This is a genomic window from Spirosoma lacussanchae (assembly GCF_005870035.1).
Lineage (GTDB): Bacteria > Bacteroidota > Bacteroidia > Cytophagales > Spirosomataceae > Spirosoma > Spirosoma lacussanchae.
In genome coordinates this window covers 41,940-57,549 of the sequence record NZ_SWJG01000008.1, presented here as the reverse complement: position 1 = coordinate 57,549, position 15,610 = coordinate 41,940, and the positions used below count along the sequence as shown (strand labels likewise).

Below are 15,610 nucleotides of genomic sequence, written 5' to 3'. Positions count from 1 at the left end.
ATCGCCATGAAAAAGACAGTTTCGATTATTGCGCTGGCCCTCCTGGCCCTGGGTTGTAAGGATTTTCTGGACCGACAGCCCTTAGATACTCCATCCAGTGCCACCTTCTACGCCAACGAAGCCGAAATCCGGATTGGCCTGACGGGTGTCTACAACGCGGCTTTCTGGAATAGCCGCGGCAATGTACCCGACCTGAAACGGATTGAGGGTACTACCGATCTGATCATCTCCCGCAAAACCGACCCCGAATCGCTGGTGGCCATGGGAAACCAGGGGCCCTTCGTGATTGGCAACGCCATCTCGGAAACCGGCTGGCAGCAGGGCTACCGCCTGATTGCCCGGGCCAACGAACTGCTGGAGGGTATGAAACGGGGCGAAGCCAGAACCAGTAAGGCCAGCTACGACCGGATGCGGGGCGAAGCGCTAACGCTGAGGGCCTGGGCCTACCTGAACCTCATGACCTGGTACGGCAACGTCGTGTATTACACCCAGCCCCTTCAGCCCGATCAGTACGAAACGCAGCCCCAGACGCCTAAAGAAGAAATTGCCCGCGCACTTTACAAAGACCTGGACGAAGCCTACGCCGGGCTGGATCTGAACCCCGCCGAACGGGGCCGCATGAGCAAGCACATGGCGCTCGGAATCAAAGCCCGGCTGGCTATGCTGATCAAGGATTACGCCACGGCGGCTGAGGCTACCAACACCATCATAAGAAGTGGCAACCACAGCCTGAATCCCAACTACCAGGCGTTGTTCACCCTGGCCGGACAAACCGCCAACGTGGGCCGCGAGGTTATGGGGCAGATGATGTACCCGGCCGAGAACCCGAATATTGCGTCGTGGCAGGTGGTTGGATATACGCCCCGGCAGACGCTGGGTGCGCAAAGTAACAACTTCCCCACCCAGGCCATGGTCGATAAGTTCGAATGCATTGACGGCAAGCGAATCGACGAATCGCCCCTCTACGATCCGGCCAATCCAAGCCGTAACCGCGATCGTCGACTCCGCTGGACGCTCTACATGCCCGGCGATACCATTGAAGTCAGGATGGTGAAAGCCGCCAGCCTGCCGTATCAGAACCCGAATCAGCGGTTTATCTACAACATCCACAGCGACCAGATCTTTCGCTACAACTGGAACACCCAGCGCTACGATGTCATCAACGGCAACCCCGATTTTGTGACCTCATCCAACAGCGTCTGGCAGTTCGGGGCCACGGGGGCCGTGGGTGGTGTTGGCTACGTATGGCGGAAATACAACGATCCCGACCAATACGTGTGGGAGTTGAAGACACCGTTTATACTGATGCGGTATGCCGAAATTCTGCTGACGTATGCCGAAGCCAAAATCGAGCAGAACCAGATCGACGCGTCGGTAACGGACGCCATCAACGCGGTTCGTCGGCGGGCGGGTCAACCGGCGGCTACGGTAACGGATCAGGCCAGACTGCGGCAGCTGGTGCGTCGGGAGCGCGCAGTTGAGTTTGCCACCGAAGGACTCCGGCTGTTCGACATTCGGCGCTGGGAGATCGTCAAGGAAGTACTGAACGGACCTATTGTCGGGGCGGCCATCAACCCCGCCAACGTGCCGGCCATTCCGTCATTCGGGGCCAAAGGGTCCGTGCAGGATCTGAACGACATACCTGATTACTCGGCCAGCGTTGCCCAGCGAATCAAAAGCCGCAACGAAACCCGGCAAAACGTGGATAAACACGCGCTCTGGCCAATTCCGCAGGGTGAAATCGATAAAAATAAAAGTTTGAAACAGAATCCAGGCTGGTAATAAACTTGTCCAGGTAGTTAACGTACGCTCACGTCTCATGCAAAAATTTGTTCTTTTCAGCCTGTTGTTTGTCCTGCCTGCCCTCCTGGGGCAGTGCAGACAGACGGCAGCGGTCGAGGCTGGTCCGGGCCGCCCGCCCGTGTCAACCCATTTGCGGGGTGTCTGGCTCACCAATGTGGGCAGCCAGGTCCTGAGTACCCCTGCCGGCATCAGGCAGGCCGTTGCAACCTGTCGGCAAAACGGTATCAACCACATTTTCGTGGTCATGTGGAACAAAGGCCGGACATTGTACCCGTCGCGTGTGATGAAAAATACCTTCGGTATCGAAATCGACGAAACGCTTAGCGGTCGTGATCCGCTCCGTGAACTGCTGGACGCGGCTCATGCCGATTCGATCCGGGTATCGGCCTGGATGGAGTATGGCTTTGCGGCCGAAAACAATGGCTTCGGCGAACACATTCTCCGGCTCAAACCCCAATGGGCCGCGCTCGGTCAGGATGGGCGGGTGGTGGTTAAAAACGGCTTCAAATGGATGAACGCTCTCAACCCCGACGTGCAGGATTTTATGCTGTCGCTGCTGAAGGAAGTGACTACCAACTACCCCGACCTGGACGGTATTCAGGGTGACGACCGGCTACCAGCTCTACCCACCGAATGTGGCTACAATCCGGAGGTACTGGCGGCCTACAAACAGGAAACGAACGGCTCGATACCAACAGATCCGAAAACCGACACGAAGTGGGTAAACTGGCGGGCCGACCGGCTTAATCAGTTTGCGAAACGCCTGTATACCGAGCTGAAAGCCATCCGACCGTCTTTGCAGATTGCAATGGCCCCTAGCATTTACCCCTTTGCGAAGACTGAATATTTGCAGGACTGGCCAACCTGGGTGCAGAACGGGTGGGTCGACCTGATTTCCCCACAGGTGTATCGGTACAACATTGATGCCTACCGGAATGAACTCGACAAAATCACTACCCAACAGATTTCGGCCGACAAACTGCCCATGCTGGCTCCGGGGGTGCTGCTAAAGGTGGGAAGTTACAAGCCGACCCGTCAGTTTCTGGAGGCTATGATCCGCGAAAACCGACTGCATAAACTCAACAATGAAATCTTTTTCTATTACGAAGGCCTTACCGAACAACCCGACTTTTTTAAAACCTACTCAACTAACTGACTGTAAGCTGGATACTAGCGCCCCGTGCTCTCCTGCGCGTTGACCGCGCTGACCAGTAGGCAGGCCTCATTTTCATTTTACACCATTATTTCACATGACTGTTTTAGACCGGTTCGCCGACCTGTACAAGTGCGAATTACTGACCAATATCATCCCCTTCTGGCAGGAGCATGCTGTTGATACCGAACAGGGCGGATATTTCACCTGCCTCAACCGCGATGGATCGGTTTTCGACACGGACAAGTTCACCTGGCTACAGGGCCGTCAGGTATGGACCTTTTCGATGCTCTACAACCTCGTCGGTCAAAAGCCCGAATGGCTTGATATGGCGCTGCACGGAGCCGATTTTCTGGAAAAGTACGGCCGTGCTCCTGATGGGTCCTGGTATTTTTCGACCACGCGGTCTGGCAAACCGCTGGTGCAGCCCTACAACATTTTTTCAGATTGCTTCGCCACCATGGGGTTTGGGCAACTCTATAAAGCCACGAATACCGAGCGCCATGCCGACATAGCCCAATCAACGTTTCACCAGATTCTCGATCGGCGGCATCAGCCGAAACGGGGCTGGGATAAAAGTGTGGTCGGTACGCGGCCGCTGAAGAATTTTGCCTTACCGATGATCCTCTGCAACCTGTCGCTGGAACTGGAGCACCTGCTCGATGCGTCGCTGGTGAGCGGCTTGATCGACGAGTGTATTCACGAAGTGATGGAGGTGTTTTACGATGAGTCGCTGGGGCTCATCCGCGAAAACGTCGCGCCGGATGGCTCCGTGGTCGACAGCTTTGAGGGGCGGCATCTGAATCCTGGACACGCCATCGAAGCCATGTGGTTCATCATGGACCTGGGGCAGCGGCTCAATAAGCCCGCGCTGATCGAAAAGGCCAAAGAGCTGACTCTTCAGCACCTGGAGTACGGCTGGGACAAAACTCATGGCGGAATCTTTTATTTCCTCGACAGCAAAGGTTATCCGTCGCAGCACCTCGAATGGGACCAGAAGCTCTGGTGGGTCCACGTTGAAACCCTGGTGGCACTGCTCAAGGGCTATTATTTCACAAAGGATGAACGCTGCCTGACCTGGTTCCTGAAGGTGCACGACTATACGTTTAACCACTTTCGTGATGCCGAGTATGGAGAGTGGTTCGGCTACCTGAACCGGCAGGGCGAGGTACTGCTCCCGCTGAAGGGGGGTAAATGGAAAGGTTGTTTTCACATTCCGCGGGCGCTGTACCAGTGCTGGCAGGTGCTGGAAAAGATCGAAGCCAGTGCCCTTGTCCCCAACCCTCATACAGCCTGATCATTATCCGCTATCGTATAGGTTGTCACGTCGCCCTGGCCAAGCTGTTGCCAGGGCGATGTATTTTTTGGGGATGTCCTGGGCCAATCAGAGACTTTATAACCGACCGTCGGTTGCCGAAGATCTTTTCCGGTTGCGGGGATTCCCTGCTGACATAGGGCTGTCATGGGTGGGCTGTTCCTTTGTGTGGTTAACTAACGGATAAACATCCAGCACGCAGTCATGGAAAACACAACCCAAATTGAATCCTCACAGAATCAGACGTTCCTTTCATCGCAGCAACTGCTCGATCACTGGCAGGCGCACCGGCGGCTCACCCGGCGGCTGATCGAGACATTCCCCGACGATCAGTTTTTCACGTATTCGCTGGGTGGCATGCGTCCCTGTGCCGAACTGATCGCCGAAATCCTGGGTATGACCGGGGCCGGCATGGAGGGGGTTCGGTCGGGCCAGTGGGATGCCTTTCAGACAATGGATGCCTCCAGTAAGGAAGAGGTACTGGCCCAGTGGGACCAGGTCACGACCCAGATCGATACCATCTGGCCCCAGATTCCGTCGAGCCGGTATCAGGAAGTTGATCTGGCGTTTGGCCTGTACGAGGGCACAATTTATTGGTTCATCCTGTACCTGATCGACAACGAAATCCATCACCGGGCGCAGGCCTACGTTTATCTGCGCACGTTAGGCATTGAACCCCCTGCTTTCTGGGACCGCTCGTAGCTGTTATAGCTGCCTATACCAACGTGTAGGAGGACAGGCTATTTCTTGTCATCCTGACGAAGGAGGAATCTAAGACTGTCTTTACCAGAAAGTCAGGGACGTCTTGGGTTTCTCCTTCGTCGGTAAGATGGTCTAATTAATCGGCACAGTGAACTTGCTTAACTGGCAAGACCATGCAGTATAAAAAATCAACCGGTTAAGTGTCGCAAATACGCCGTGACCTTAAAGGCCTAAGGTATCGGGGTGAGAGCGTTCTTTCGTAACCCTTTTTTCCTTGCTGAAATAGCAAAGTACTGGGTTGACCGGTAGTGAGTTAGCGGGTGGAGAAGCCGGTATACGCCGTTCTGCGTGGGAACCCGTTGAACGGGCTTTTTGGGAACCCGCCGGTAGAAAGTGAATACTATACCGTTTTACTTCCAATAATATCCCGACAAAACTCAGCCCCTTCGTCAACGTCTGAACTACCGTGAACCGACCCGGATCAACTAACTTTTCATTTGCCATAAAACCTCTTTTTTGGATAGGTATGGCTGCGCTGATCATTGGCGGTTGGGTCGCACGGGAGTCGGCTACGAGTTACCCGACAGCTGCTTCCAGTCCCAATGTCGTGTTCATCCTGACCGACGACCAGGGCTGGGGCGACCTAAGCCTCCACGGTAATCGGTACGTAGAAACCCCAAACCTCGATCGGCTGGCCCGCAGCGGGGCCCAGTTCGAGCGCTTTTTTGTCAGCCCGCTCTGCGCCCCCTCCCGCGCCAGCCTGCTCACGGGCCGTTACCACCTCCGCACCGGCACGGTGTCGGTCACCCAGGGCTGGGAACGCATGCGTGGCGCTGAACTGACCCTGGCCGAGGTATTTCGCCAAAATGGCTATTCCACCGGCTGTTTCGGCAAATGGCACAACGGAGAACACGCGCCCGAAGACCCCAACGGACAGGGATTTGACGAGTTCTTGGGCTTTTGCGCAGGCCACTGGAATAACTATTTCGATACCGACTTGCAGCATAACGACCAGATGGTGTCGACCAAAGGGTTCATCACCGATGTACTGACCGATGCCGCGCTGAACTTCATCAGTACGAACAAGGCCCGGCCTTTTTTCTGTTATGTGCCGTTCAATGCCCCCCACAGTCCCCACCAGGTAGCTGATCGATACTTTACTAAATACAAGGCTAAGGGTCTGGACGATGAACAGGCCAGTATTTACGGCATGGTCGAAAACGTCGACGATAACGTGGGGCGGCTGTTAGCAAAACTGGACGAGCTGGGTTTGGCCAAAAACACGATAGTTGTGTTTGCGACCGACAACGGCCCTAACGGCCACCGCTACAATGGCAATATGAAGGGCATTAAAGGGTCGGTCGACGAAGGAGGTGTGCGCGTGCCGCTCTTTATACGATGGCCGGAAAAGATACGTCCCCAAACCCGCATCCGACCCAATACGGCCCATATCGATCTACTTCCGACGCTGGTGGGTTTGTGTAGGTTGCGCTTCAGACCTGCCAATCCGATTGATGGCCGTAACCTGTCGGGTCTGTTGCTGGGCCATACCGATACGCTGCCCGATCGCCTGCTGTTCACGCACGTGGCCGGGATGGGCCCGAATGGCATACCTGCCGAACCAGGGGCTGTTCGCACGGCTCAGTACCGGCTGGTGTTGCAGAAAGAGCAGGTTCATCTGTACGATATGCTCCGCGATCCGGCGCAGTCGACGGATTTGGCCGCTGAAAAGCCTCAGCAGGTTCAAACCCTGCAGAACGCCTATGAGGGCTGGTTCCGGGATGTGTCGCGGGCTATTAGCGCTTCACGGCCGGTGCCGGTAGCGAGTCAGCGGGTGTTGCTTCAGGCGCCGGAAGCCCACTTTTCGGGTAAGGTGCGCTACCAACAGGGCAATGGCTGGGCTAACGACTGGATAATCAACTGGCAGTCGCCCACGGATTCCATCTGGTGGGATGTTGACGTACAGCGCCCGGGGGCGTACCAATTGAGTCTGCAATATACCGCACCTGAATCCGCTCTCGGCACGGTATTGACTCTTACGGCTGACAGCAAGACGCTGCAACAAACGCTCAGAACCAGTTTCGACCCACCCCAAAAACCCAGCCCCGACCGGGTTCCCCGTAAAGAAGTGTATGAAAAGCCCTGGGCGTGGCTGCCGTTTGGCACGCTTACCCTGACTGGGGGCCATCAACGGATTCGGCTTCAGGCCGGATCAATCCCGAATGGGCAGGGGGCAGCCGTAAAAGCGCTACTGCTTACCGCCCCGAAATAGGCTATTAACGAAAGTGTCATCAACCCATTTGGTAGCCGAAGTTGCCGGTGTACCATTGAGCCGACGGAGAATTTGGCGGCTGTTTGGCGGTTTTTTTCCTGTCACCAGCCCGGCTATTCGCTACCAGTTTCGTACGGCGCTGTTTCCTGTCAGTGACTTCTGTTATATTATCAATCCATTAAGCGTGCCCGTTCACCTGTGTTCATGGTCTGGCGCTTTTTACTTTTAGGGCCGCAAGCAGAAAACCAGCTCTACCACGGCCTTACTTACGTTGGCTGCTGATCCTCGATATAACGTTGGGCGAGTTCTGACCCTCTCGGGACTGGACTGCTGACTTTCCGATCAACTCATGAACAATCTTGTTTTGTCCGCCCTGCTGTTGGGCGCCAGTCTGGTTACGGTCGCTCAGCCGACATCTCAATACTCGCCAGCCCAGGCTCACTCCCATAATGATTATGAGCAGACCATCCCGTTTGGGCAGGCCTACGACCAGCAGTTCGGTTCTATCGAAGCGGATGTAGTTGCGCGGGACGGACGGCTTTTTGTGGCGCATGACTCCGCTGCAATCAGGGCGGGCCGTACCCTGGAGTCTCTGTATATTATGCCAATTGTTGAAAAAATACGGGAGAACAAAGGGAGGCTGTACCCGGAAGCTGACTACAAGCTGCAATGGCTGATCGACTTAAAAACACCTGCTCAACAATCATTGCCTCTGCTGGTCAGGTTGTTGAGCCGTTATCCGGCTATTTTTGGTCCGGGTGGTCAGGTACAGGTAGTCGTGAGTGGAAACACCCCAGCACCCGACCAATACGACAGTTACCCCAGCTGGATACAGTTCGACGGTCGCCCCGATGTTGTCTATTCCCCCGGGCAACTGGCTCGTATTGGTCTGATCAGCCAGGACTTTACCAGGTACACCCGCTGGAACGGAAAGGGACTCATCGTAAAAAGAGAGCGGCAAACCATTCAGCAGGTTATCCGGCAGGTACACCAGCAGGGCAAAAAGATCCGCTTTTGGGCTACGCCCGATCATGTGAACGCCTGGAAAACCCTGATGAATCTGGGAGTCGACTACATCAATACCGATCAGATTGCCCCGCTTGGCCAGTTTCTGCGGCAACGCCAGACGGCCGAGTACCAGCATATGACCCCGCATACTCTTTATCAGCCCACGTACCGCAACAACGATAACCGCAGCCGCGTCCGAAACGTGATTCTGCTCATTGGCGATGGCATGGGGCTGGCCCAGATATACGCGGGTCTGACCGCGAACCGGGGTGAGTTGAACCTGACCAAACTGCTGAACATTGGTTTCTCGAAAACCAGCGCGGCCGATACCTACATTACCGATTCAGCGGCTGGCGGAACTGCCATGGCAACGGGGCAAAAAACTAACAACCGGGCCATTGGCGTTGACTCAACGGGTAAACCGCTATCGGCAATCCCGACCCTGATCAGGCCGTGGAACATGGTAAGTGGACTTATCTCGGCGGGCGCCATCACCGACGCGACCCCGGCGGCTTTTTACGCGCACCAGCCCGACCGTATGTTTGAGCGCGAAATAGCCCGCGATTTTCTCCATGATCCGGTCGATATACTCATTGGGGGTGGATACCGGTATTTCTCCGAAGAGAAAGTGCTGGACACGCTTCGTCAACGGGGGTATCAAATCGGTACCAGCTTTGCTCAACTCGCGGCTCTCAAACGCCCGTTCGTACTCCTCGACGATGAGTCGGTCGTGGCGGTGAACAAGGGCCGGAAAGACTTTTTACAGAAAAGCCTGCAAAAAACGCTGAACGACCTGCAAGCCAACCCGGCGGGCTTTTTTGTGATGGCCGAGGGGGCTCAGATCGACTATGGCGGCCACGCAAATCAGATGGGTTATGTCGTGCAGGAGATGCTGGACTTCGACCAGGCCATTGGCGACGCGATTCGTTTTGCGGACTCGAACGGCGAAACCCTGGTCATCGTTACGGCTGACCACGAAACCGGCGGGCTGAGCCTGCTCGATGGTGACCTGAAGCGAGGCTATGTGGACGGACACTTCAGTACCAACGACCATTCGGGCGTCATGGTGCCCGTATTCGCCTATGGCCCTCACTCGCTGGATTTTAGGGGCGTTTACGAAAATACCGCGATCCAGCATAAGATCATGGCCATATTGAACCAGTATAAATCAACGCATCAAGCGGCTTCGCATTAACCACCTTCCCGGAATGAAACAGATTCTACTAGCCGTTATCCTCATGTCGGCTGCTTTTTTGACTCAGGCCCAGGTTCACAGGGACTACCAACCGTCTGTTTATCCCGATCGCGTTATTCTGGGCTGGCAGGGCAATCCGGCTACTTCGCAATCGGTCAACTGGCGTACCGATTCTACCGTAACCAGGGCAGTTGGGGTCATTACGGAAGCGGACCCATCGCCCGATCTGGCCGAGAAGGGGAGGTTGCCAACATTCCGGAGAAATGTTTCTTCAAAGAGAATCAAGAGTCTACCAATCAGTCCTTTGATTGGGTTTCGGTCGTCTGCTTACTATGAATCTTAACACCCCGATGGCGTAGGTATTTGTAAAACATCATTTTAGAAATACCCAACTTTTTGGCGATTATATTAACCCCTAGTGCTCCTTCTTTGTAATACATTTCCGCCAAACGGCATTTTTCTTCGCTTCTGGGGAAAGACCTTTCTGTCGCCCACCCTTTCGGCCACGAGCACGCTTCATGGATTCGATGAGTTGTTGAATAAAGAGTTTGAGCAATGTTGAATAACCCCAAGTGACGATTTTTGTACGAAACGGCAAAGCTACCCTACGTTCGAGTACATTGAGGGTCGGTACAATCGTCGGCGGAAACATTCAGTGCTGGGCTACCGCACTCCCTGTGAACAGGAATCTTATTTTTTCACTTCCACAATGGCGGCTTAGAAAAAAGCTCCACCATACTATTGCAAGCCCAATCGAAGCTTTCCACAGTATTCTGGAGCACGATGTGATCGAACGGAATGAATTAGACAGTTATTATGAAGCCAAAGAAACTCTGGTGCAATATTTTATACACTACAACTTTCACCCATTCCATCGATTAATTGGCTTTATAACCCCTCAGCAGAAGTAGGGGGGAAAGGAGGTGGTGTACGCTACAACTTTTTCAGAAAATCTGTCCAACTAATAGGTGGCTAAGAAAATATATTTGCTGATGATCCCCAACGCTGTGTTTATTGAAAGTTTGCACCTCAAAATTCACACGGTTTTGCAGATTATTCGTAAAGTTTAAACAGCTTCCAGATGTTGTTTGCAACATTCGTGTTCATAAACTAGGGTAGTTAGTTAACAAACAAAAGCACCGGCTCGTCGGGCCGGTGCGAATAGTGGTTGGGGTTATGTTTACTTGTAAAATGTTAGCTCGTCGTCTACGATGCCTTTCTGCTGAAGCACATCGTTGATGGCATCCAGCATGCCTACGTCCTGCATGGTGGCGGTGCCTTTCAGGTTCCGGCGCAGGGCCTGGTAAAACAGCAACTCACCCAGAGCCATATCGTCGACCCGGTCTTTGCCCGTCAGAATTTCCTGAGCGTATTCGTTTATTTTGTTCTCTACAAACTCTAGCAGTTCCATTTTATTAGTTAAGGTTCAGACGTTATTTAAAGAGATTAACCGGTTTCTAACTGATTCTATCTACTAGCTGCTGTATTCTATCTCGCATGGTCAAACCAATAATACTTCCTTTCTTCTGCCCATCTTTAAATGCGTACAATGTGGGTACAGAACGTATGCCCTGTCTCATTGAAACTTCAGAGCAATCATCAATATCTATCTTCACAAATTTCACTTTGGGACTTTCCTCGGCTACCTGTTCAACGAGTGGATTCATTGCTTTACAAGGTCCACACCAGGTTGCAGAAAAGTAGGCAATAACTGGTTGAGTACTCTTTAGTACCTCCTGTTCAAAATTATCATCTGTAAGCTCAGGAAATCTCATACAAAAAGGGGGTTACGGTTAAACAATAAACTATTTACAGCCGTGAAAAAAAGGACCAACAATCGCAAATGCAACTAAAATCTACTAAATTTTTTACATTTTTGTATGCATTTTCTTGTTAAGAGCCTATCTAAAGATAATTGATCGTTTCCAGACGACTTGAGCGCAGGCTAAAAATAGCACTGCTTTGTAATTGGCCACTTTCTTTCCCTAACGCACCAGCAAAGCCCGGTACCAGTTGAGCCAGCTATGGGGCCGTTTGCAGACCTACCGACGGGTTCGGTGCGTAAACAAGCCCGGAAAGAGTAGCGGATTGTGGAATGGGGACATAGTGCATTGCATACAGCACCCTGCTGCCCCCTGGTCTGGCGCGAGCTGCCTGAGGCATTCCTAGACATCTTGCCCTGAATCTAGCATAGTTGATATGTGTATCTAAATTGCTCTTATTTAGACTTATTAAAATTTGTTTTCACACTTATTTAGAACTAATCTAAATAACTCTAACCTTTGCCGGATCAATAGATTAAATTCTTACTAGTTGCGATCCTTTATGGTAAAGTTATACGAGTACTGTACGTCAATTAGTCGACGGGTTCAGTGGGTGCTTTTTATCGGGTGCTATCTGCTTAGTAGCTTAGCCAATCAGGCCTTGGCTTTTACCGACGAAAACCCCGATCGGGGTACGCTTAGTGGGCAAGTCCTTACTGCCGATGGCAAACCGGCGGAGTTTGTGTATGTGGTGCTGCGCGGGTCGCGGTTCGGCGCTTTAACCGATTCTGAAGGCTGGTTCGCGCTGAAGGCGCCCGCTGGTACCTACGAACTGGTAGTATCGACCGTTGGGGTTGAGTCGCAAATGCTGACGGTTAGCATACAGGCCGGTGAACGGAAAACGCTGCCCGCTCTGAAACTTAACGAAACGGCCCGGCAACTCGGTGAAGTTCTGGTCACGGCCCGTCGAACGGGGACATACGCGGAGCCCGTCAGTGAACTGGCCACCCGCATGACCCTCCCCCTTCGCGACGTGCCCCAGTCGGTTCAGGTCATCAACCGCGAACTGATCGCCGACCGGCAGATCCAGTCGGTGGCCGAAGCTACCAAAAGTATGGTCGGGGTGAATGCTTTTTCGTCGAGCCAATACAGTGATTACGTGCTGCGGGGCTTTCGGTCGTCGCCCGGAAACTTCGCCTACAATGGCATACGGGGCGATTTTTACCAGTTCGATCAGGCTGCACTAACCTACAACCTGGATCGGGTAGAGGTACTGAAAGGACCGGCGTCGGTACTGTTTAGCGCTGGCAATCCGGGGGGCGTGATCAACCACGTTACCAAGCGGGCTCAGGCGGCTCCCCGGTACGAAGCGAGTGCTACGGTGGGTAGTTTCAGCCAGTACCGGTTCATGGGCGATGCCACCGGAGCTGTGACGAGCAATCAGAAACTACTATATCGTTTTGTTTTCGGCTACGAAAAGACCGGGCAGCTTGATCGTAATCAGAAAATTAGAAACGTTTTTGTGGCTCCTCAGCTTCAATACAATTTTTCGGACCGAACGAGCCTGAATTATGAACTCAACTACGCCAGTGACCGGCGAACAATGGGCTTCCAACGGGGTGTTCCGTCCCTGGCAATCCTGGGCACCGACGGGCAACCCATTAGCTGGCAGCTAAGTCGCTATCCGCGTGATTTTTCGATGGTCGATCCAAACGGCTACAGTCGGGTAACGACTCTCTCCCAGCAGCTTATGGTCAGCCATCAGTTCAACAACCGGCTGAAGTGGACCGTGCTTGCCCGCAGCGTGGGCAATCCGACATATGAGCAGTTCGACATCTCGCCGGGCGATTTCAACACGGGAGCCGTTCGGGATTCAATGACTTTTGAGCAGCGCTATTTCGATCAGATCAACAACCGGCAGCGGCAACTTAGCACCTACCTGAATCTAACGGGACAAACCGGGCCGATACGCCATACCGTACTGGTCGGCGCCGACGCTAATGTGTCGGGCCGGACGTATAATTTTGCGACGATGGCTTCGCGCCGGTTAAGCCTTTATAACCTCGATTATAGCTGGGCCAATTACCAGTGGACACCCGCCACCATTGCCTCGGCGGAATACCAGACCCGCACTACCGAAGAAACCCGCCTGTTTGGGGCTTACGTGCAGGATCAGCTTTCTATTGGCGAGCGCTGGAAAGTGCTGCTGGGCGGCCGGTTTGAACAGCACCGGTATAACCAATCGAGCTACGATATAGCCGCTGATACGCTGACCGGAACCGACAGGCTGCGGGCCAACCGATTCTTACCCCGGCTGGGCGTGGTGTACCAGCCTACCCGAACCACCTCACTCTACGCCAGCTATACGGAAGGCTTTCAGCCTCAGTACGGCAGCAATATAGCGGCTGGTGGCCCTTTTGCGCCCGAAGGGAGTGTACAGTATGAAGTGGGCATCAGAAAGGACTGGCTGGGTGATCGGCTTACGACGTCGATTGCGGCCTACCATATCCGTAAAACCGACGTGCTGACCCCTGACCCCACCGATCCCGACGGGTTGCGGCTTATCCAGATGGACGATGTGACCAGCCGGGGTATCGAACTCTCCGCGCAGGGCAACCTCTCCCGCAACCTGAATCTGATTGCCAATTACGCATACAATGAAGCCCGAACCCCCGGCGATGCGGGGTACGACTATATTCCGGCGGGCTGGTTTCCCAATGCCCCCAACCACAATGGCAATTTGTGGGCTACGTACAAGCTTGTGCAGGGCGCCCTGGAGGGGCTGAAATTCGGGGCCGGTTTCAACTACCTTAGTAAGCGCTCCACCTACGTACCTGGTTTCGAGATACCGGCTTATACCACCGTCGATGCTTCGGTAAGCTATGCCCGTCGGGGGTTCACGGCCAACCTCGGCCTGTTCAACCTGACCGATGCCGTTTATTTTCACGGCGTGTATGGTCCCGCCAATCTGTGGCCCGGCAACCCGCGCTCGTTTAGGCTCACACTAACGCAGGTTTTCTAACGCACACCGTATGACTGGTTTCCGTAAACTCACCGGCATGCTGCATCTCTGGCTTGGACTGGTCTCCGGGCTGATCGTATTCATCGTCAGCCTGACGGGATGCCTGTACGTGTTCGAGTCGGAAATTCAGTCGCTGTATAACGGCCCCTACACCCGCGTTCCGGCACAAAACGGTCCGCTGCTACCCGTATCGGAGCTGGCCTGGCGGGGTTGGCAAGCCTTATCGAACGAAGTGAACATGCCCGAACGGTTTGAGTATGCCACGGTAAGCCTATACAGCGATCCGGCCAAAGCCGCTTATTACTATGTGTATGACGACCGGCAAAACCTGCAGCATTACGTTCATCTGAACCCGTATACGGGGGCTGTACTGAAGGTACGGGACATGCACACCGATCCGTTTGCTATTATACTCCGTCTGCACACCAGCCTGCTGTTACAATACGAAGAAGGACACAAAATCGTGGGCACTGCCGTGCTGATATTCGTCATCTCGCTCCTGACAGGGCTGGTACTGTGGTGGCCCAGAAACAAAGCCGCCCTGAAACAGCGGTTCAGCGTGAAATGGTCGGCACGCTGGCGACGAGTCAACTACGACAGCCACAACGTATTCGGATTTTATAGCCTGTTACCTGCCCTGCTCATTGCTGTAACGGGCTTGGTCTGGTCGTTCGATTGGGTGGAGCAGGGCCTTTATTTTCTGTTTACGGGTCGCACCGATGTACCTGCCTACTTCGAGCCGACATCCAGAAGGGAACCGCCCCGTACGGATACGGTACTGGATCGGTCGATGGCTCAAACGCGGGGGCAATACCCCACGGCGGCCTATTACAGTGTGAGTTTGCCCGCGGCCGATACGAGTAGCATTGCTGTGAGTGCGTATCCAAATGAAGCTACCTATTACGACGCTACGACCTTTTTTTATAACCAGTACACGGGGCAGCTGCTGGGCACAGACCGGCTGGAGACGCAGAACCTGGGGCAGAAAGCCCGGTTGATGAATTATGATGTGCATATCGGCAAGATACTAGGCCTGCCGGGTCAGTTACTGGCGTTTTTTGCCAGCCTGGTTTCGGCCAGCTTGCCCGTTACGGGTTTCCTGATCTGGTGGGGACGACGCAAAAAGAAAAGGCCTGCTGCCGTTTCCCACCCGCTGGGTAGGTCCAGACCCCAAACGGCATCAAAAACCGTTTCCTGATTGCCGATAAACAATAAGCTCATTTGAGATGTCATACGGCAAAGCCGTACTCACCGAGTAGCTGACACGAGGTGCTCTTACGGGTTGCTGAACCTACTTGTTACAAACAAATGGTAGCTGTAAAGCCATGAGTTGACCACCACGTGGGTTTAAGAAGCACGGCCCCAGGCCACGAACGC

General features: G+C 53.8%; 10 protein-coding genes. 8 read left to right on the top strand and 2 right to left on the bottom strand.

Going from position 1 to position 15,610, the window contains the following annotated elements:
- The first annotated feature begins 6 nt into the window (after positions 1-6).
- The 6 genes from FBR45_RS21685 to FBR45_RS21660 all read left to right on the top strand — a co-directional run bounded on the left by FBR45_RS21685 (position 7) and on the right by FBR45_RS21660 (position 9,448).
- Complete coding sequence (locus FBR45_RS21685) at positions 7-1,782, top strand: RagB/SusD family nutrient uptake outer membrane protein (protein ID WP_138506232.1); 1,776 nt, start codon at positions 7-9, stop codon at positions 1,780-1,782.
- A gap of 37 nt (positions 1,783-1,819) precedes the next feature.
- Positions 1,820-2,959, top strand: a complete 1,140-nt coding sequence (locus FBR45_RS21680; protein WP_138506230.1) for a glycoside hydrolase family 10 protein — start codon at positions 1,820-1,822, stop codon at positions 2,957-2,959.
- Positions 2,960-3,053: 94 nt separating this feature from the next.
- The gene (locus FBR45_RS21675) at positions 3,054-4,253 is read left to right on the top strand and encodes an AGE family epimerase/isomerase (protein WP_138506228.1); all 1,200 of its coding nucleotides are present in this window, start codon (positions 3,054-3,056) and stop codon (positions 4,251-4,253) included.
- 222 nt (positions 4,254-4,475) lie between these two features.
- Positions 4,476-4,973: a DinB family protein gene (locus FBR45_RS21670; RefSeq protein ID WP_138506226.1), complete on the top strand. Its 498-nt coding sequence runs from the start codon at positions 4,476-4,478 to the stop codon at positions 4,971-4,973.
- A gap of 526 nt (positions 4,974-5,499) precedes the next feature.
- Complete coding sequence (locus FBR45_RS21665) at positions 5,500-7,245, top strand: arylsulfatase (protein ID WP_138506224.1); 1,746 nt, start codon at positions 5,500-5,502, stop codon at positions 7,243-7,245.
- Between the two features lie 349 nt (positions 7,246-7,594).
- On the top strand, positions 7,595-9,448 hold the full coding sequence (locus FBR45_RS21660; RefSeq protein WP_138506222.1) for an alkaline phosphatase: 1,854 nt from the start codon (positions 7,595-7,597) through the stop codon (positions 9,446-9,448).
- Between the two features lie 1,180 nt (positions 9,449-10,628).
- On the opposite strand, the gene FBR45_RS21645 is transcribed toward FBR45_RS21660, so the two are convergent.
- Both FBR45_RS21645 and trxA read right to left on the bottom strand, forming a co-directional pair.
- A complete protein-coding gene (locus tag FBR45_RS21645) occupies positions 10,629-10,859 on the bottom strand; it encodes a hypothetical protein (protein WP_138506221.1) in 231 nt (76 codons plus the stop codon).
- Between the two features lie 46 nt (positions 10,860-10,905).
- Complete coding sequence (gene trxA, locus FBR45_RS21640; RefSeq protein ID WP_138506219.1) at positions 10,906-11,223, bottom strand: thioredoxin; 318 nt, start codon at positions 11,221-11,223, stop codon at positions 10,906-10,908.
- A 649-nt stretch (positions 11,224-11,872) separates the two neighbouring features.
- Here trxA and FBR45_RS21635 point away from each other — a divergent pair.
- Positions 11,873-14,233, top strand: coding sequence for a TonB-dependent receptor (locus FBR45_RS21635; protein WP_171044934.1), 2,361 nt, complete (start codon positions 11,873-11,875; stop codon positions 14,231-14,233).
- Between the two features lie 10 nt (positions 14,234-14,243).
- Positions 14,244-15,431, top strand: a complete 1,188-nt coding sequence (locus FBR45_RS21630; RefSeq protein ID WP_138506215.1) for a PepSY-associated TM helix domain-containing protein — start codon at positions 14,244-14,246, stop codon at positions 15,429-15,431.
- Positions 15,432-15,610: the final 179 nt, after the last annotated feature.

Coding starts and splice junctions, on each gene's coding strand:
- FBR45_RS21645 (WP_138506221.1), bottom strand. CDS start 10,859: ATGGAACTGCTAGAGTTTGTAGAGAACAAAATAAACGAATACGCTCAG.
- FBR45_RS21675 (WP_138506228.1), top strand. CDS start 3,054: ATGACTGTTTTAGACCGGTTCGCCGACCTGTACAAGTGCGAATTACTG.
- FBR45_RS21670 (WP_138506226.1), top strand. CDS start 4,476: ATGGAAAACACAACCCAAATTGAATCCTCACAGAATCAGACGTTCCTT.
- FBR45_RS21630 (WP_138506215.1), top strand. CDS start 14,244: ATGACTGGTTTCCGTAAACTCACCGGCATGCTGCATCTCTGGCTTGGA.
- FBR45_RS21685 (WP_138506232.1), top strand. CDS start 7: ATGAAAAAGACAGTTTCGATTATTGCGCTGGCCCTCCTGGCCCTGGGT.
- FBR45_RS21665 (WP_138506224.1), top strand. CDS start 5,500: ATGGCTGCGCTGATCATTGGCGGTTGGGTCGCACGGGAGTCGGCTACG.
- trxA (WP_138506219.1), bottom strand. CDS start 11,223: ATGAGATTTCCTGAGCTTACAGATGATAATTTTGAACAGGAGGTACTA.
- FBR45_RS21680 (WP_138506230.1), top strand. CDS start 1,820: ATGCAAAAATTTGTTCTTTTCAGCCTGTTGTTTGTCCTGCCTGCCCTC.
- FBR45_RS21660 (WP_138506222.1), top strand. CDS start 7,595: ATGAACAATCTTGTTTTGTCCGCCCTGCTGTTGGGCGCCAGTCTGGTT.